We start from the raw sequence: 16768 nt of genomic DNA, 5'->3' as shown, positions 1-16768 counted from the left end.
GAAAGGATGTACATGATGAAGTGGATTTTACGTATTATATTAGCGGGCTTGGTTTTACTGGCATGGATGTTCCGCTCCGCCCATAGTGAGCATAAAGAGACCGCGGTCATCCGCTTGTTGGGAGACGCTGAGTTTTCTCCTTTTAAACTGCTGTTCATTTCCGACGTTCACCGGCGCGAGCTTCGGCCTGATATGTTCAACGATCAAGTCGATCTCGTTGTCATCGGTGGGGATTTTGTCGAACGGGGGGTTCCGGAACGACGCATCCGCGAAAACTTGCGGATTCTAACTGAACTTGCTCCGGTATATTATGTATTCGGAAACAACGACAGGGAAATCGGCGAAGAGCGATTAAGGGCGTTGCTCGAAGAACAAGACGCTACTATCCTTGATGATGAATCTGTTGAATTGTTCGGCAATGCTAAGCTTAAATTGACCGGAATCGATTATTTCGCTTTTCGGGAGCATAGTGTTGAAAATGCTTTCCGCACTGTCGAGAAAGGCGATTCCGTCATTTTCATCTCGCATACGCCTTTTGTCTTTAAGCACGTAAAACAACATTATCCAGTCAGCCTGTTGATTGCCGGTCATACACACGGCGGACAAATTAGGCTGGGACCATACGGGATATTCGACCGGGGCTCTTTGACTGTGTCGGGAGGAATTACCGAACTCATCAGCAACGGGTTCGGCACGACGACTTTGCCGCTCCGGCTCGGCGCAAAAGCAGAATACCATGTGCTTGAAATTCACCCTTCACCAGGCAGGAAGCATTTGGCACAAAGCTCTTCAATCGGCTAAGATGGATATGGACATTATTACAGGAGTGGTTGAAATGGAACATGCAGATGTCATCATCATAGGAGGCGGGCCGTGCGGTTTATCGGCCGCCATCGAAATACAGAGAATGGGCCTGCACCCCGTCATTCTCGAAAAAGGGAATATTGTCAACGCCATCTATCATTACCCGACGCACCAGACGTTTTTCAGCAGCAGCGAAAAATTATCGATCGGGGATGTGCCCTTCATTACCGAAGACCGCAAGCCGAAGCGCAATCAAGCGCTCGTTTATTACCGGGAAGTGGTGAAGCGGCACGCGTTGGATGTGCGGGCGTACGAAACGGCCTTATCGATCGAACAATCGGACGGCTTTCTCGTGAAAACGACCAAAAATGATTACAAGGCGAAATATGTCGTAGTGGCAACAGGCTATTACGACCACCCGAACAAGCTAGAGGTGCCGGGTGCGGACTTGCCGAAAGTGATGCATTATTTCAAGGAAGGACATCCATATTTCGACCGTGACGTGTTGGTGATCGGCGGCAAGAATTCGGCGGTAGATGCAGCGCTTGAGCTGCATAAAGCTGGCAGCCGGGTGACGGTGTCTTATCACGGCACGAGCTATTCGAAAAGTGTCAAGCCGTGGATTTTGCCGGAGTTCGACGGGCTCGTGCGCCAAGGTGAAATTACCATGCTGTTCGATTCCATCGTCGACGAGATTCGTGAAGATGAAGTGGAACTGACCGTGAATGATACGAAAGAAACCTTTGCGAATGATTTTGTCTTCGCCATGATCGGCTATCATCCGGATCACCAATTCCTCCGTCAGATGGGAATCGACATCGATGTGGCAAGCGGCAGACCATCCTTCAATGAGGAAACGATGGAAACCAATGTCGAGGATTTGTTTATCGCTGGTGTCATCGCGGCCGGTAACAACGCCAATGAAATCTTTATCGAGAATGGCCGTTTCCATGGCCAGCAAATCGCAGCGGCGATTGCGAAAAAACAAGCGCTTAAAAATTCAACAGACTAGATTATCCAAAAGAGGTGCATCATGAAAAAGAAAGTATCGTTAATTACGACAGGAGGAACCATTGCAAGTAAAGCCATTTCAGACGATGGCTTGCTGAAATCCGGCGCCATTTCAGGAAAAGATTTGGCGGAGCTTTGCCAATTGCCGGCTGAAATCGAAGTGAAAGTGATCGATGTCTATCAATTGCCAAGCATGCATATCGGCTTCGATGAAATGAATATCGTTAAGGAAGCGATTTTGAAAGAAATGGAAGACCCGGAAGTGGAGGGCGTCGTCGTCACGCATGGCACTGACACCTTGGAAGAAACGTCCTATTTCCTGGACTTGACTGTTGGCGATGAGCGGACGGTCGTAGTGACAGGAAGCCAGCGTGCGCCAGAAGCAGTCGGAACGGATGTCTACTCCAATTTGCGCAACTCGATTTACGTGGCTGTCGATCCGGTGATCAAAGGCGTTGGGACAGTCGTCGTCTTCAATGAGCGGATCTACAGTGCGAAATACGTCAAGAAAGTGCATGCCAGCAATTTGCAGGGCTTCGATTCATTTGGCCATGGCTATTTGGGCATCATCGATAACGATAAGGTCCGCATCTACCAAAAGCCGGTGCTGCGTGAAGTGCATCGCGTGCCAGGAGGGATGCCGCGCGTCGATATCGTCAAATGCTATTCAGGCCAAGAAGGATCAATTGTCGATATGCTGGCTGAAAGCGGATCGAAAGGCATCGTCCTAGAAGCGGCTGGCCGCGGACAGATATCACCCCATATGGTGGAGGCGGTCGAACGCGCCGTGAAATCCGGCATCCCCGTCGTGTTGACGACGAGCGCCGAAGAAGGCAATGCCTATCCGGCTTACAGCTATCCCGGAAGCGCTCACGATTTGCTGACGCGCGGTGTCATTTTGGGCAGTGACTACGACAGCAAGAAAGCGCGCATCAAATTGGCAATCCTGCTGTCGGGCAATGAGGAAATCGACAAGGAAGCGTTTGAAATTTAACAGCACCGTCTGAATGGAGGAGGGCGTCTATGTTAGAGCTGTTGACGGTAGCTATTGCGCCCGGGCTCGCATTGTTCAGTTATTTTTATTTGCGTGATCAATTTGCAGGAGAACCGTCGAAACTGATCTTTCATTGCTTTTTATACGGCGCTCTTCTGACATTCCCTATTCTGTTTATCCAATATGTGTTTGAAGCTGAAAATGTCTTCCAGAACACCTTCGTGAAATCCGTCTTGTTCTCGAGTTTGTTGGAAGAATTCTTTAAGTGGATCGTCCTGCTTGCGGCAGTATTCCGCCATATCGATTTTGAAGACCCGTACGACGGGATTTTATACGGCGCGAGTTTATCGCTCGGGTTCGCCACAGTCGAAAATATTTTATATCTACTGGAGTTCGGGCTAGGCGCAGCTTTCCTGCGGGCATTCCTGCCAGTGTCAAGCCATGCCTTATTCGGTGTAGTCATGGGCTTTTATTACGGAAAAGCGAAATTCACCGAAAAAAGGGAGAGCAAATGGTGGCTTGTGGCGGCTTTATTTGCGGGGGCACTTTTGCACATCGCCTATAATGCTTCTCTTTACGCCTACGATAATCTATTGTACGGCGCTGTCCCGTTCATGCTGTTCTTGTGGTGGTTCGGTTTGCGCAAAGTTCGCCAAGCCCACCAGTTATCGGTCAGCCATTACCATAAGCACACCCCTAGTTGATTAGATCATAAGCCTTCCGCTGGAGGGCTTTTTCTTTTTGTGCTGCTTTGGCTTCTGAACTATTCGCCAGGCGCTTTGATTTTGCCCAAAACCTGTTGCATATTGTGATAAAATAAAATCATTACATAAGATGAGGTGACTGTTTTGACGAAAGCTATACAAATCGCGATTGATGGGCCGGCTGCTGCGGGCAAGAGCACGATCGCTAAAATAGTGGCAGAAAAATTGGGCTATATTTATATCGATACTGGCGCGATGTACCGCGCCATCACGCTGAAGGCGTTGAACGCAGGCATTAATCTGGCGAGCAATGAAGAAGCCGGAGCTTTGCTTGAGGCAACTGAAATCGATTTGATCCCGGTAGAAGGGGGACAGAAAGTGCTGCTCGACGGAGAAGATGTCTCGGAAGCGATCCGCTCCCAGTACGTGACGAAGGCCGTGTCCGAAATGGCTGCCCACGAACTGGTCAGAAAGCGTATGGTCGAGCTTCAACAGAAACTGGCTGAAGATCGCGGCGTCGTCATGGATGGCCGCGACATCGGCACGCATGTCTTGCCGAACGCTGCACTTAAAGTGTTTATGTCGGCCACGGTCGAAGAACGCGCAAGACGCCGCTTTGAGGAAAATAAAAAACGCGATATCTTGACGCCGCTTGTCGAGCTGCAGGAGGAAATCGCCATGCGCGACAAGATGGATTCCGAGCGTGAAGTTGCGCCTTTAAAGCAAGCACATGATGCCGTGTTCTTAGATACGACTCCTTTGACAATCGCAGAAGCGGCGGAAGCCATCTTGAAATTAGCGGAAGAGAGGCTGATGGCATCATGAATTTGTATGCAGTAGGGAAAACGCTCGTAAAGACTGCGCTGAGCCCGATGTATCGTTTCCAGGTCAGCGGAACTGAAAAGTTCCCGAAAACAGGCGGAGTGCTTCTTTGCAGTAATCACATCCATGCACTCGACCCGCCGGTAGTCGGCATGACCGCTCCGAGAACCGTTCATTTCATGGCGAAAGAAGAATTGTTCAAAGCGCCGGTGCTCGGTTCGATCCTGCCGAAGGTCAACGCCTTCCCGGTGAAACGCGGGATGAGTGACAGGGAAGCACTGCGGACGGCGTTGAAATTGCTGAAGGGCGGGGAAGTCGTCGGGCTGTTTCCAGAAGGTACACGTTCGACTGACGGCGTATTGAAAAAAGGCTTGAGCGGCGCCGGGTTCTTTGCCCTTCGCGGCAATGCAGACGTCATGCCATGCGCCATCATCGGGCCATATAAGCCGTTTGGGAAAGTGAAAGTAGTCTACGGCGACCCGATTTTGATGGACCCTTATCGCGAACGAAAAGCTTCCGCAGAAGAAGTGACAGAAGCCATCATGGCCAGTATTCAAAAAATTCTGGATGAAAACACTGAAAATAAGTGATTATTTTTGTTTTTATTAGAGAATTCGAATAAAATAGAAGATGGATAGTTTGTGAAGGAGGGCTACTTATGTCAGAGGATATGAATTTGATGGAAAACCGTGACTTCCAAACAGGAGATCGCGTAAAAGGAATAGTCGCCAAAATCGAGGAAAAAGCGGTGACGGTGACAATTGATGGAGCGCCGTTCGACGGGATCATCCCGATCAGCGAGTTATCGAGCCTCCATATCGAAAAAGCTTCAGACTCGGTCCAAGAAGGAGACGAGCTTGAATTGATCATCACCAAAGTGGAAGACGAGAACTTTGTATTGTCGAAACGCAAAGTCGATGCCGAATCCGCTTGGGACGATCTCGAGAAGAAATTCGAATCCGGTGAAATCATCGAAGCGGAAGTGAAGGATGTCGTTAAAGGCGGCTTGGTCATTGACCTCGGCGTGCGCGGTTTTGTGCCGGCTTCACTCGTGGAAGATTATTTCGTCGAATCTTTTGAGGATTACAAAGGCCGTGTCATGACCTTTAAGATTGTCGAAATGGAAAAAGAGAACAACCGCTTGATCCTCTCCCACCGCGCTGTCGTGGAAGGCGAGAAAGAATCCAAGAAAGAACAAGTGATGGATTCGATCAATGCAGGAGACGTGCTTGATGGCAAAGTCCAGCGCATCGCATCATTCGGCGCATTCGTCGATATCGGCGGAGTGGACGGGCTTGTCCATATTTCACAATTGTCACACGAACATGTCGACAAAGTGTCGGACGTCGTGACGGAAGGCCAGGAAGTGAAAGTCAAAGTCCTTTCTGTTGACCGTGACTCCGAACGCATTTCGCTGTCGATCAAGGATACTTTGCCAGGGCCATGGGATGCCATCGACGAGAAGGCACCGAAAGGCTCTGTCCATCAAGGAACAGTGAAACGCCTTGTCAGCTACGGAGCCTTTGTTGAAGTGCTTCCGGGAGTAGAAGGCCTTGTGCACATTTCCCAAATCGCGCATAAGCATATCGCGACGCCTCATGAAGTGCTTCAGGAAGGCCAGGAAGTTGAAGTGAAAGTGCTGGAAGTCAATAAAGAAGACAAGCGCTTGTCCCTCAGCATCAAAGAACTTCAGGAAAAAGAAGCAGAACAGGATTTCTCACAATACGATATGCCGGAAGAAGCATCCGGATTCTCGATTAGTGATGTCATCGGAGATAAATTAAAAGGGTTCAAATCCGAATAAATGTCACGGGCAAAAAGAAAGATGGATCATATCAATTACGCACTGTCCACCGGGCAATGTCGGGCTACTTGGCTCGACTGCGTCCGTTTTGTCCATCAGGCACTGCCGGGAATCGGCGTCGCTGATGTATCGTTGGAACCCAAAACAGGTGATTTGAAACTAAAATCACCTGTTTTTATTAATGCCATGACCGGTGGCGGTGGTTCCGAGACTTTGCAGCTGAACGCGATGCTTGCGCGGGCTGCGAAAGAAACAGGAATCGCCATGGCCGTCGGTTCACAAATGGCCGCGCTGAAAGACAAGCAAGAGCGTGAAAGTTATAGCATCGTCCGGAAAGAAAATCCGGACGGGGTCATCTTCGGCAATCTTGGGAGCGAAGCGACTGTTGAGCAGGCGCTCGAAGCGGTCGAGATGATTGAAGCGGATGCGCTGCAGATTCACTTGAATGTCGTCCAGGAATTGACGATGCCAGAAGGCGACCGGCAATTCCGCGGGGCGCTTGAGCGAATCGCCATGATAGCAGAAGCATTGGATGTGCCGGTCATCGTCAAAGAAACCGGCTTCGGCATTTCACAAGAAACTGCCATCTCGCTTGAAAAGACTCAAGTGGCGGCCATCGATGCAAGCGGCTTCGGCGGCACCAATTTTGCGAGCATTGAAAATGAACGCAGGAAACGCAAGCTAGCTTATTTCGAAGATTGGGGTATCCCGACGGCTGCTGCAATCGTTGAATGTAGAGATGGCTTCAGCCGCACTGTATTGGGCTCAGGCGGGCTTCAAGACGCCGGAGACGTGGTCCGGGCATTGCGGCTCGGTGCAGATGCTGCAGGCATTGCAGGCAGTTTCCTGAAGCATGCAGTCAGTCTCGGGGAATCCGGCTTGATCGAAGAAATCAATGGGCTCCACGAAGATTTGCGCATGCTGATGACCGCACTCGGCGCCCGTACAATTGAAGATATCGGCTCCGCCCCTGCTGTTATCAATGGGGAATTGCTTTCCTATTTGCAGCAAAGAGGCTTTGAGACGGAACATTTTGCAGTTCCTTTGAAAAACTGAATATTGGACAATTTAAGGGGATGGACATTATTCAGATGCCATCCTCTTTTTCGTGTATAATAGGCTTATCAGAAGTGGAAGGATGAATTAATTATGTCAAAACCGGTAGTAGCAATTGTTGGCCGGCCGAATGTAGGGAAATCCACGATTTTTAATCGCGTGGTAGGAGAACGCGTCTCCATCGTGGAAGATATTCCAGGGGTTACGCGTGACCGCATCTACAGCTCGGCAGATTGGCTGACGCATGAATTCAATATCATTGATACAGGAGGGATCGACCTTAGCGACGAGCCGTTCCTTGAACAGATCCGCAGCCAGGCAGAAGTGGCGATGGATGAAGCGGATGTCATCATCTTTCTCGTCAACGGGCGTGACGGCGTGACGGAACAGGACGAACAAGTAGCGAGAATCCTGTACCGCACGAAAAAGCCTGTGGTGTTGGCTGTCAATAAAATTGACAATCCCGATATGCGCCACATGATCTATGATTTTTATTCCCTTGGAATCGGCGAACCTTACCCGGTTTCAGGATCGCACGGGCTTGGCCTGGGCGATCTGTTGGATGAAGTAGCGAAGCACTTCCCGAAAGAGGACGAAGAAGAATATCCGGACAATGTCATCAAGTTTTCATTGATCGGGCGCCCGAACGTCGGGAAATCTTCATTGGTCAACGCATTCCTTGGCGAAGACCGTGTCATTGTCAGTGAAGTTGCCGGAACAACACGTGATGCCGTGGATACGCAGTATGAATATGATGAACAGCCATATGTCATCATCGACACGGCAGGCATGCGCAAAAAAGGGAAAGTGTATGAAAGCACGGAAAAATACAGCGTACTGCGCGCTTTGCGCGCGATTGAACGTTCCGACGTTGTCCTGGTCGTCCTGAACGCTGAAGAAGGCATCCAGGAACAAGACAAGAAAATTGCGGGTTATGCCCATGAAGCAGGGAAAGCAATCGTCATCGTCGTCAATAAATGGGATGCCCTGAAAAAAGACGACAAGACTTTGAACAAATTCACGCAGCAAATCCGTGAGCATTTCTTGTTCTTGGATTATGCCCCGATCATTTTCGTTTCCGCACTCAGCGGGCAGCGCGTGCACAACATTCTTGATATCATCAACCGCGTCAACGACAACCACTCGCGCCGCATCCAGTCGAGCATTCTCAATGAAGTGATTGAAGATGCCGTAGCGATGAACCCGGCACCGTCCGATAAAGGACGACGTCTGCGTCTTTACTATGTGACGCAAGTGGCAGTCAAGCCGCCGACTTTCGTGGTGTTCGTCAACGAACCGGAAATGATGCACTTCAGTTACGAGCGCTTCTTGCAGAACCGCATCCGGGAAAGCTTTGATTTCGAAGGCACGCCGCTGCGGTTGATTACGCGCGCACGTACTTAAATTCAATCAGCAGGTGTTTCTACTTTCCTGCTGATGTTAATTGATCCAATCGGACTTTACGGAATATCATGGCTCCCACTTGAAGAGGTGGGAGTTTGGTTTTCTGCTAAAGCAGGATAAAGGAGAGATAAAGATGGAAAAAGTCACTGTGTTTGGTGCAGGGAGTTGGGGAACGGCGCTCAGTTATGTACTGGCGCAAAATGGCCATGATCTTCTATTATGGACCCATCGCCAAGACCAAGCGGATGAGATCAATCAACATACGAATAAGCGCTATTTAAAAGAGACCATTTTGCCGGAGTCTTTAAAAGCGACAGCGAACCTGGATGAAGCAGTGGCACATGCCGATATTTTCGTATTGGCGGTACCCACAAAAGCCATTCGTGAAGTTTCGCGGGATATCCGCGGGCGGATGACGAAAAAAGGCTTGTTCGTCCATGTTTCTAAAGGCATCGAACCGGATTCACTCAAACGGATCAGCGAGATGATCCGTGAAGAAATCCCGGCTGAGCTGATCGAGGAAGTCGTCATTTTGTCCGGTCCAAGCCATGCAGAAGAAGTTGTGCAGGAGCATCCGACAACGGTCACCGCAGCGTGCGAAAATACGCAAGCGGCAAACCGTGTACAGGATCTGTTCATGAACTCCTATTTCCGCGTCTACACGAATACCGATGTGATCGGAGTGGAGATTGGCGGGGCATTAAAGAATATCATCGCTTTAGCGGTGGGCATTACAGATGGCCTCGGCTATGGAGATAATGCGAAAGCTGCTATCATGACTCGCGGCCTGGCTGAAATTGCACGCCTCGGCGTTAAGATGGGCGCAACGCCGCTGACTTTCTCAGGGTTGTCAGGAGTCGGTGACTTGATTGTTACATGTACGAGCGTCCATTCACGGAATTGGCGGGCAGGCAATATGCTCGGCAAAGGCAAGAGCGTCGATGAAGTGCTGGCTGAAATGGGCATGGTCGTCGAAGGGATCCGGACTACGAAAGCTGCCCATCAATTAGCCGCTGAATACAAAGTGCCCATGCCGATAACGGAAGCCTTGTATGCGGTGTTGTTTGAAGGCGTCAAGCCGGAGAATGCCGTGGAAGAGCTGATGGGGCGTATGAAGAAAAATGAAATGGAAGATTTAATCGACTTGCTGTAATTGTCACAAACGGAGGGGCTGCTTGCTGCTGCCCCTTCTTTTTTTATGCTATACTATGGACTGAAACTCCACGAAAGGCGGCTTATTCATGAGTTCTTTGGATAAAATGTGGGTATCGTTTGCAGGCATCGCTTTTTTGATCATTTCCATGGGGATGATTTATTTGAGCCGGTACAAATTGCAAAACGGCATCCTGAAATTTCTATTTGCGCTGATCGCGTACGTTCTGCTGATCCTGGGCTTCTTTATTATGGTTTTCACTGTATTCAGCGGACCGACCGGTGGCGCCTGAGGGGATGGACATAATGAAAAAAACAACAGCGTTGCTACTCGTCCTGCTGACAGCAAGCCTGCTAACGGCTTGCGCGTATCCCAGCAGCGAGCGGGCGGAAAATCAGATTCCCTATGAAGATCAGTTAGCCACTGCGCAACAAGCGGTTGAACGCTACCAAGAGGCCAATAGTGGCTTATTGCCCATCAAGACACGAGATATGGACGTTGACCAATTCATCAAATACCCTATCGACTTTTCGAAAGTCGTACCGGAATTTACAGCGGAAATCCCGAGCAACGCATTTGAAGTCGGCGGGATCTATCAATACGTCTTGATGGATGTCGAGGAAAATCCGACCGTCAAGCTCGTCGACTTGCGGGTAGCGGAAGGCATCCGTTCTGTTAATGTCAGAAAGAGCGCGAATGGCGGCAGGGCCCCAATCTCCGAAATCATTGCCGATAATGTCTACAAATTCAATCACGAAGCAATGGGCTTCAGTGAAGAGCCGATGGTGCAAAGCCCATACAGCGGCAAGATGCTGCCGATGGTCATCACTGGGCAAGGCGATGTGTATATCGATTATTCCATTGATTTGTATGAAGCGATCCAAAACTATGAGGGCGAACTCGAGCAAGGGCAGGATATCCGTTTTATCCTCTACGAAAACAGTCCCGTAGTGCCTGCATATTCGCTTCCGTATACCATCGATGAAAATGGTGAGCCCATTTTTCTGACGGATGAAAAAGCCTGATACAGCACGGATTTGCCCGAAATCCACATGTTTTTGAAAATATTGGGAGTATTTGGTGGTTTTCTTTGAAATGCGGCCTATTTGTTGTTGCTATGCGATTTTCGTTGTGATACTCTTTTTACAGGATTGATGGCAAGCATCCCCTTTGAGAGGAGGTGAATAGCATGAACAAAACAGAATTAGTGAACTCTGTTGCAGAAGCGGCTGAACTTTCTCGTAAAGATGCTGCGAAAGCAGTTGACGCTGCATTTGAAGCGATTCAAGATGCTCTAACTAAAGGTGACAAAGTACAATTGATCGGATTCGGTAACTTTGAAGTTCGTGAGCGCGCGGCCCGTAAAGGACGCAATCCACAAACAGGTGCTGAAATCGAGATCGCCGCAAGCAAAGTTCCTGCCTTTAAGCCAGGTAAAGCACTTAAAGACGCAGTGAAATAAGCTTCGGCTACTGTACATAGAATGGCTTTTGCGAGATCTAATCTTGCAAAGGCCATTCTTTTTTTCGGCCACGTTTTTGCCAATACCCCCCGTAAATGCTACAATTCAGGTGAGAAAAGCGGAGTTGTCTCTCGGCTCAGCAGAAATAGGCGCGTGAAACTGCAATGTTCAATGGCTGCTTTCACCCGCTGCCCCAAATAGAGTGATTTTTCTACAGGAGGAAACAATGTGATAGATATGAAAAGCCATAACGTAGATCTGGATAAAATAGAGCAAGCTGTCGGGATGATTTTGGAGGCAGTCGGAGAAGATGTCGGCCGTGAAGGGCTGCAGGATACCCCGAAGCGCGTCGCGAAAATGTATGCGGAAGTTTTTGCGGGATTAAAGGAAGACCCGAAAGAATATTTCCGCACAGTGTTTCACGAAAATCATGAAGAACTTGTATTGGTTAAGGATATTCCGTTCTATTCGATGTGTGAGCATCATTTGGTGCCATTTTTCGGGAAAGCTCACATCGCCTATATCCCGCGTGACGGAGTGGTCACCGGGCTGAGTAAATTGGCGAGAGCTGTTGAAACAGTCGCAAAACGCCCTCAGTTGCAGGAGCGCATCACTTCCACCATTGCCGATTCAATGATGGAAACCTTGAACCCCCACGGCGTATACGTCATGGTCGAAGCCGAACATATGTGCATGACAATGCGCGGCATCAAGAAGCCAGGCTCGAAGACCGTTACGGCTGTGTCAAGAGGGATATTGGAGACAGACGACATCAAACGTTCGGAAGTCATTACTTATATCAATATGGACTAATAAACTAGAAAAGCAGGTGTAGACAATGGCACAAACTGAATATGTGGTGATCCGTGCACAAGAGGACGGCGTCAACGTCATCGGGCTGACGCGCGGAAATGACACGAAATTCCATCATACCGAAAAGCTCGACCGCGGCGAAGTAATGATCGCCCAATTCACCGAACACACATCGGCGATGAAAATTCGCGGCAAAGCGGAAATCCATTCCGCACATGGCATCATTGAGAGCGACGCGAAAAAATAAGCGTTAATGGTGAAGGCCATAAGGGCAATATGCTATAATATGAGCTATGGCTAACCTATGAATGGAGCAGGCAGTATGAACGGACAACAAATACAATCCAAAATCATCTCCATGGAAATCGACGTACTAAAAGCAGTCCGCCAACGAACGCTAGACCAGTTGACGGAAGGGCCTTTTGTTAAGGAAGCGCGCCTGTTTTTCTTGCTGCTGCCGTTTTTTAACGGAGAGCAATGGTCGGACAAAATGGAGACAAGCGCCCGGACAGTGGCAATCGTCTACGCTGCGCTGCACGCACACGACCGGGTGAAAGAAGAAATGCCCATCAGCAAAGAACAGCAGCTGACAGTACTTGCCGGAGATTTTTACAGCGGCATCTACTACCAATTGCTGGCTGAAGGGAAAAATATCGAAATGGTTCAAAAGCTTGCTACGGCAATTATTCAGGTGAGCGAAAAGAAAGCCTCTTTCCACGAACTCGCGATCCAGCAACCGGAGCAAGTGGAAGAGACAGCGACAGTGATTGAAACTGCTCTGTTGAATGCGTTTTATGAAGAGAATGGGTTTGGCCACTATAAGCAGCTCATGGAACAATCCTTATTGTATATCCGCTATACAGAAGAGCTGGAAGCGCTGAAGAAAGGCGAGTTCAGTTATCTTCTGAAATTGCTGAGTGGATCATTGATTCATTCGACATTTATCGAGCGCTGGCTCGTTGACCGCCTGGAGGCTTTGGGCAATGAAATCCTGGAGTCCATTAATGATTGCGAACTGGATTTTGAACTCAAGAATATATTGCTCCACCAAATTATTCCGCATCGGCATAGCGCTGAACCGCTGACGCGAGAAGGATGACGATGATGCAGAAAACGAAAGAACAACGAGTTCACGAAGTGTTTGAAAAAATTTCCGAAAACTATGACCAGATGAATTCGGTCATCAGCTTTCAGCAACACAATAAATGGCGCAACGACACGATGCACAAAATGCAAGTAGCAAAAGGCGCGTCCTGCATCGATGTCTGCTGCGGCACGGCGGACTGGACCATTGCGCTTGGAGAAGCTGCAGGGCCTACTGGTCGTGTGGTCGGATTGGACTTCAGCCAGAACATGCTGAATGTCGGTCATCAAAAAACAGCCCATATGCCTCAAGTCGAATTGGTGCAAGGAAACGCGATGTCTTTGCCTTACCCTGACAACTCATTCGATTTTGCAACAATCGGTTTTGGGCTGCGCAATGTGCCGGACTACGAACAGGTGCTATCAGAAATGCACAGAGTCTTGAAACCTGGGGGCATGATTGCCTGCTTGGAGACTTCACAGCCTGAAAGCATTGTATTCAAGCCGTTTTTCCGGATGTATTTCCGTTTTGTCATGCCAGTATTCGGCAAGCTTTTTGCGAAAAGCTATAAAGAGTATTCGTGGCTTCAGGAATCAGCAAAAACGTTCCCAGGCATGAAAGAGCTTGCGAAACTGTTCAGCAAGGTCGGTTTCGACAAAGTCAAATACAAACCGTACTCAGGAGGGGCTGCTGCCCTCCATATGGGATTGAAAAAGTAAACAAGCGGGAGAAGGTTATTAAGTGGAAAAGATGAAGTTGAAATTGCTCTATTCCGACCTGAAACCGGAGCTAGAACTAATCGAAAAAGAACTGGAACAGGCAGTGGATTCCGAATCCCTTCTATTAAATGATGCTTCTCTTCATTTATTGCAGGCCGGAGGAAAACGGATCCGCCCTGTTTTTGTTTTGCTTGCCGGAAAATTCGGGGATTATGATATCGAATTGCTGAAGCGGGTCGCTGTGCCTTTGGAACTTATACATATGGCATCTTTGGTCCACGATGATGTCATAGATGATTCGGAGATTCGCAGAGGCCGCCCGACCGTTAAGTCGGAATGGAATAATAGCGTGGCGATGTATACAGGCGATTTCATTTTGGCCAGGGCGCTGGAACGCATTACGGAAATCGAATCGCCAAGAATCCATGATATTCTGTCGAAGACATTGATCGAAGTGTGCCGCGGCGAAATTATTCAGATCGAAGACAAGTATAGGCTTGACCAAAGCTTGCGGGATTATTTGCGGCGCATCAAACGCAAAACCGCATTATTGATTTCTTCCAGCTGTGAATTGGGGGCCTTGGTGGCAGGAACCGATGAGAAAACTGCAGCGCATTTGCGCCGTTTTGGTTATTTCATCGGCATGTCGTTCCAGATTATCGACGATATCCTCGATTTCACAGCCAGCGACCAGGAATTGGGCAAGCCGGCTGGCAGCGATTTTATTCAAGGCAATATTACTTTGCCGATTTTATATGCGCGCCAGAATCCGCAGATCTATCAGATGCTCCGTGACAATTTGAACCAGGACATTTCCGATGAAAAACGCCTGGAAATCGTCCGCACGATCCGCACAAGCAGTGCGGTCGATGAAGCGAAGCGGATGAGTGAGCGTTATTTGGAAAAGGCGCTGAAAGAACTGGACTATTTGCCGAAAGGCCCCGCGATGAAAACGATGCGCAAAATCGCCTTCTTCATCGGCAAGCGAAAGTTTTAGTTTCCAGTTGACAAATGATCGGACAATGATAGTATTTTTTAAGGTGGGCAATGTGCCCGAGCTTTTTAACAGAGGAGTGTTCTATAATGGAAAAAACATTTTTGATGGTAAAACCTGATGGTGTCCAACGCAATGTCATCGGTGAAATCGTTTCCCGTTTTGAGAAAAAAGGCTATCATTTGGCAGGCGCTAAATTGATGCAAATCCCGACTGAGCTTGCTGAACAGCATTACGGTGAGCACAAAGAGCGCCCATTCTTCGGCGAACTTGTAGACTTCATCACTTCCGGACCAGTCTTCGCAATGGTTTGGGAAGGCGAAAACGTCATCTTGACTGCGCGTCAAATGATGGGAGCTACTAACCCGAAAGATGCAGCTCCAGGAACGATCCGCGGCGACTTCGCAGTCACTGTCGGCAAAAACATGATCCACGGTTCCGATTCAGCTGAAAGCGCTGAGCGCGAAATCGGCTTGTTCTTCAAAGAAGAAGAATTGGTATCTTACGAAAAAACAATGAACAGCTGGGTTAACTAATCCAACTATTGAAAATGCGGCCGCGCAATCGGCCGCATTTTTTTATTTTAAGGAGCTATTGGAGAAACAAGAAGTGTACAAATAAACAGGAAAATGAAAGCGATTACTTTTGGTGGCGCGGGTTTATTGCTATTCGAATGTTTAGTTTTCTTCATATTTAGGATAGAATTGAACAAATGCCATATGGTATAGTGTTACTTAAATACTTTAGCACGTTGAAGGGAGAAAGCGTACATGCGTTACTTAACAGCAGGAGAATCTCACGGTCCACAATTGACCGCCATTATTGAAGGGTTGCCAGCGCAATTGCCTTTGACGGCGGAAATGATCAATAAAGAGTTGAAACGGCGCCAGGGAGGCCATGGCCGTGGCCGCCGCATGCAAATCGAGACAGATACGGTAGAAATCGTTTCAGGCGTCCGCCACGGGAAGACTTTAGGTTCTCCTGTCGCACTTGTCGTCAAGAACGACGATTGGAAGCACTGGACAAATGTAATGGGCATCGAACCGATCGAAGAAACCGATGAAGTGAAACGTCAATTGACGCGCCCGCGCCCTGGGCATGCTGATTTGAACGGTGGCATGAAATATGGCCACCGTGACCTCCGGAACGTATTGGAACGTTCTTCTGCACGTGAGACGACCGTGCGCGTAGCAGTTGGCGCAGTGGCCAAGCAGCTCCTCTCAGAACTCGGCGTCAAAATCGTGTCACACGTGACAGAAATCGGCGGCATTAAAGTCGACCCGGCAAGCTATATCGGAAAATCCGCAGATGAAATCCGCGACATTGTCGAACAGGATGCCGTTTATTGCGCAGACTCATCAAAAACAAAGGAAATGACCGATTTGATCGATGCCACGAAGAAAAACGGCGACTCGATCGGCGGTACTGTAGAAGTCATCGTGGAAGGCATGCCAGCCGGAATTGGCAGTTATGTGCATTATGACCGCAAACTGGATGCGAAAATCGCAGCTTCCGTCATGAGCATCAACGCATTCAAGGGCGTAGAGTTCGGCCTTGGATTCGAAATGGCGCGCCGCCCAGGCAGTGAAGTCCATGATGAAATCATTTGGGATGAAGAAGCGGGATATGCCCGCAGCACGAACAACCTTGGTGGCTTTGAAGGCGGGATGACGACGGGCATGCCGATCATCGTCCGCGGCGTCATGAAGCCAATCCCAACGCTCTATAAACCTTTGAAGAGCGTGGACATCGAAACAAAAGAGCCGTTCCAGGCAAGCATCGAACGCTCAGACAGCTGTGCGGTTCCGGCAGCGTCGATCGTGGCAGAACACGTCGTTGCTTTTGAAGCGGCAAATGCATTGCTTGAACAATTCGACGCGGACCAATTGCCGCGGCTGAAAAAGAACATCGAAAGCTATAAAGCCTATACAAAGGAGTTTTAAT

Annotated in this window: 20 protein-coding genes; all 20 read left to right on the top strand. The window is 48.9% G+C overall.

Annotated elements, in window-relative coordinates:
* The first annotated feature begins 15 nt into the window (after positions 1 to 15).
* The 20 genes from DFR62_RS00700 (at position 16) to aroC (ending at position 16767) form a co-directional block, all read left to right on the top strand.
* The gene (locus DFR62_RS00700) at positions 16 to 801 is read left to right on the top strand and encodes a metallophosphoesterase (protein ID WP_121297591.1); all 786 of its coding nucleotides are present in this window, start codon (positions 16 to 18) and stop codon (positions 799 to 801) included.
* A gap of 34 nt (positions 802 to 835) precedes the next feature.
* Positions 836 to 1816 carry a YpdA family putative bacillithiol disulfide reductase gene (locus tag DFR62_RS00695; RefSeq protein WP_121299432.1) on the top strand — a complete coding sequence of 327 codons (981 nt, stop codon included), beginning with the start codon at positions 836 to 838 and terminating at the stop codon, positions 1814 to 1816.
* A 21-nt stretch (positions 1817 to 1837) separates the two neighbouring features.
* The gene (locus tag DFR62_RS00690; RefSeq protein ID WP_121297590.1) at positions 1838 to 2809 is read left to right on the top strand and encodes an asparaginase; all 972 of its coding nucleotides are present in this window, start codon (positions 1838 to 1840) and stop codon (positions 2807 to 2809) included.
* Positions 2810 to 2838: 29 nt separating this feature from the next.
* Positions 2839 to 3513 (top strand): glutamic-type intramembrane protease PrsW, encoded by a 675-nt coding sequence (gene prsW / locus DFR62_RS00685; RefSeq protein WP_121297589.1) that lies wholly within the window; start codon positions 2839 to 2841, stop codon positions 3511 to 3513.
* Positions 3514 to 3657: 144 nt separating this feature from the next.
* Positions 3658 to 4338, top strand: a complete 681-nt coding sequence (gene cmk, locus DFR62_RS00680) for a (d)CMP kinase (protein WP_121297588.1) — start codon at positions 3658 to 3660, stop codon at positions 4336 to 4338.
* Entirely contained in the window at positions 4335 to 4925 is a 591-nt protein-coding gene (locus DFR62_RS00675) for a lysophospholipid acyltransferase family protein (protein ID WP_121297587.1), read from the top strand. The genes cmk and DFR62_RS00675 overlap by 4 nt, the downstream gene beginning before the upstream one ends.
* 68 nt (positions 4926 to 4993) lie before the next feature.
* Positions 4994 to 6139 (top strand): 30S ribosomal protein S1, encoded by a 1146-nt coding sequence (rpsA, locus tag DFR62_RS00670; RefSeq protein ID WP_058380553.1) that lies wholly within the window; start codon positions 4994 to 4996, stop codon positions 6137 to 6139.
* A gap of 21 nt (positions 6140 to 6160) precedes the next feature.
* A complete protein-coding gene (gene fni / locus DFR62_RS00665) occupies positions 6161 to 7195 on the top strand; it encodes a type 2 isopentenyl-diphosphate Delta-isomerase (protein ID WP_277751608.1) in 1035 nt (344 codons plus the stop codon).
* A 93-nt stretch (positions 7196 to 7288) separates the two neighbouring features.
* On the top strand, positions 7289 to 8599 hold the full coding sequence (gene der, locus DFR62_RS00660) for a ribosome biogenesis GTPase Der (protein ID WP_121297585.1): 1311 nt from the start codon (positions 7289 to 7291) through the stop codon (positions 8597 to 8599).
* Between the two features lie 133 nt (positions 8600 to 8732).
* Entirely contained in the window at positions 8733 to 9752 is a 1020-nt protein-coding gene (locus tag DFR62_RS00655; protein ID WP_121297584.1) for an NAD(P)H-dependent glycerol-3-phosphate dehydrogenase, read from the top strand.
* A gap of 88 nt (positions 9753 to 9840) precedes the next feature.
* Positions 9841 to 10044 (top strand): DUF2768 domain-containing protein, encoded by a 204-nt coding sequence (locus DFR62_RS00650; RefSeq protein ID WP_058380557.1) that lies wholly within the window; start codon positions 9841 to 9843, stop codon positions 10042 to 10044.
* A gap of 13 nt (positions 10045 to 10057) precedes the next feature.
* Complete coding sequence (locus tag DFR62_RS00645) at positions 10058 to 10777, top strand: hypothetical protein (RefSeq protein WP_121297583.1); 720 nt, start codon at positions 10058 to 10060, stop codon at positions 10775 to 10777.
* A gap of 164 nt (positions 10778 to 10941) precedes the next feature.
* Complete coding sequence (locus DFR62_RS00640; protein ID WP_052651392.1) at positions 10942 to 11214, top strand: HU family DNA-binding protein; 273 nt, start codon at positions 10942 to 10944, stop codon at positions 11212 to 11214.
* A gap of 237 nt (positions 11215 to 11451) precedes the next feature.
* A complete protein-coding gene (gene folE / locus DFR62_RS00635; protein ID WP_167456523.1) occupies positions 11452 to 12027 on the top strand; it encodes a GTP cyclohydrolase I FolE in 576 nt (191 codons plus the stop codon).
* A gap of 25 nt (positions 12028 to 12052) precedes the next feature.
* Positions 12053 to 12274, top strand: coding sequence for a trp RNA-binding attenuation protein MtrB (mtrB, locus tag DFR62_RS00630; RefSeq protein WP_058380559.1), 222 nt, complete (start codon positions 12053 to 12055; stop codon positions 12272 to 12274).
* 75 nt (positions 12275 to 12349) lie between these two features.
* Positions 12350 to 13126 carry a heptaprenyl diphosphate synthase component 1 gene (locus tag DFR62_RS00625; RefSeq protein ID WP_121297581.1) on the top strand — a complete coding sequence of 259 codons (777 nt, stop codon included), beginning with the start codon at positions 12350 to 12352 and terminating at the stop codon, positions 13124 to 13126.
* Between the two features lie 5 nt (positions 13127 to 13131).
* Entirely contained in the window at positions 13132 to 13830 is a 699-nt protein-coding gene (locus tag DFR62_RS00620) for a demethylmenaquinone methyltransferase (protein ID WP_121299430.1), read from the top strand.
* Between the two features lie 22 nt (positions 13831 to 13852).
* A complete protein-coding gene (gene hepT / locus DFR62_RS00615) occupies positions 13853 to 14827 on the top strand; it encodes a heptaprenyl diphosphate synthase component II (RefSeq protein ID WP_121297580.1) in 975 nt (324 codons plus the stop codon).
* 86 nt (positions 14828 to 14913) lie between these two features.
* Positions 14914 to 15360, top strand: coding sequence for a nucleoside-diphosphate kinase (ndk, locus tag DFR62_RS00610; RefSeq protein WP_058380561.1), 447 nt, complete (start codon positions 14914 to 14916; stop codon positions 15358 to 15360).
* A gap of 234 nt (positions 15361 to 15594) precedes the next feature.
* Positions 15595 to 16767 (top strand): chorismate synthase, encoded by a 1173-nt coding sequence (gene aroC / locus DFR62_RS00605; RefSeq protein ID WP_121297579.1) that lies wholly within the window; start codon positions 15595 to 15597, stop codon positions 16765 to 16767.
* Position 16768 lies beyond the last annotated feature (1 nt).

The sequence above is a fragment of the Planococcus citreus genome (genome assembly GCF_003664125.1).
Classification (GTDB): Bacteria; Bacillota; Bacilli; order Bacillales_A; family Planococcaceae; genus Planococcus; species Planococcus citreus.
Note: the sequence above shows the minus strand (reverse complement) of the source record. Positions and strands in the feature narration are given on the sequence as shown.

Bases quoted from the DNA above. Each gene is read 5' to 3' on its own strand.
- DFR62_RS00700 (WP_121297591.1), top strand. From the start codon at position 16: ATGAAGTGGATTTTACGTATTATATTAGCGGGCTTGGTTTTACTGGCA.
- DFR62_RS00695 (WP_121299432.1), top strand. From the start codon at position 836: ATGGAACATGCAGATGTCATCATCATAGGAGGCGGGCCGTGCGGTTTA.
- DFR62_RS00690 (WP_121297590.1), top strand. From the start codon at position 1,838: ATGAAAAAGAAAGTATCGTTAATTACGACAGGAGGAACCATTGCAAGT.
- prsW (WP_121297589.1), top strand. From the start codon at position 2,839: ATGTTAGAGCTGTTGACGGTAGCTATTGCGCCCGGGCTCGCATTGTTC.
- DFR62_RS00675 (WP_121297587.1), top strand. From the start codon at position 4,335: ATGAATTTGTATGCAGTAGGGAAAACGCTCGTAAAGACTGCGCTGAGC.
- rpsA (WP_058380553.1), top strand. From the start codon at position 4,994: ATGTCAGAGGATATGAATTTGATGGAAAACCGTGACTTCCAAACAGGA.
- fni (WP_277751608.1), top strand. From the start codon at position 6,161: ATGGATCATATCAATTACGCACTGTCCACCGGGCAATGTCGGGCTACT.
- der (WP_121297585.1), top strand. From the start codon at position 7,289: ATGTCAAAACCGGTAGTAGCAATTGTTGGCCGGCCGAATGTAGGGAAA.
- DFR62_RS00655 (WP_121297584.1), top strand. From the start codon at position 8,733: ATGGAAAAAGTCACTGTGTTTGGTGCAGGGAGTTGGGGAACGGCGCTC.
- DFR62_RS00650 (WP_058380557.1), top strand. From the start codon at position 9,841: ATGAGTTCTTTGGATAAAATGTGGGTATCGTTTGCAGGCATCGCTTTT.
- DFR62_RS00645 (WP_121297583.1), top strand. From the start codon at position 10,058: ATGAAAAAAACAACAGCGTTGCTACTCGTCCTGCTGACAGCAAGCCTG.
- DFR62_RS00640 (WP_052651392.1), top strand. From the start codon at position 10,942: ATGAACAAAACAGAATTAGTGAACTCTGTTGCAGAAGCGGCTGAACTT.
- folE (WP_167456523.1), top strand. From the start codon at position 11,452: ATGAAAAGCCATAACGTAGATCTGGATAAAATAGAGCAAGCTGTCGGG.
- mtrB (WP_058380559.1), top strand. From the start codon at position 12,053: ATGGCACAAACTGAATATGTGGTGATCCGTGCACAAGAGGACGGCGTC.
- DFR62_RS00625 (WP_121297581.1), top strand. From the start codon at position 12,350: ATGAACGGACAACAAATACAATCCAAAATCATCTCCATGGAAATCGAC.
- DFR62_RS00620 (WP_121299430.1), top strand. From the start codon at position 13,132: ATGCAGAAAACGAAAGAACAACGAGTTCACGAAGTGTTTGAAAAAATT.
- ndk (WP_058380561.1), top strand. From the start codon at position 14,914: ATGGAAAAAACATTTTTGATGGTAAAACCTGATGGTGTCCAACGCAAT.
- aroC (WP_121297579.1), top strand. From the start codon at position 15,595: ATGCGTTACTTAACAGCAGGAGAATCTCACGGTCCACAATTGACCGCC.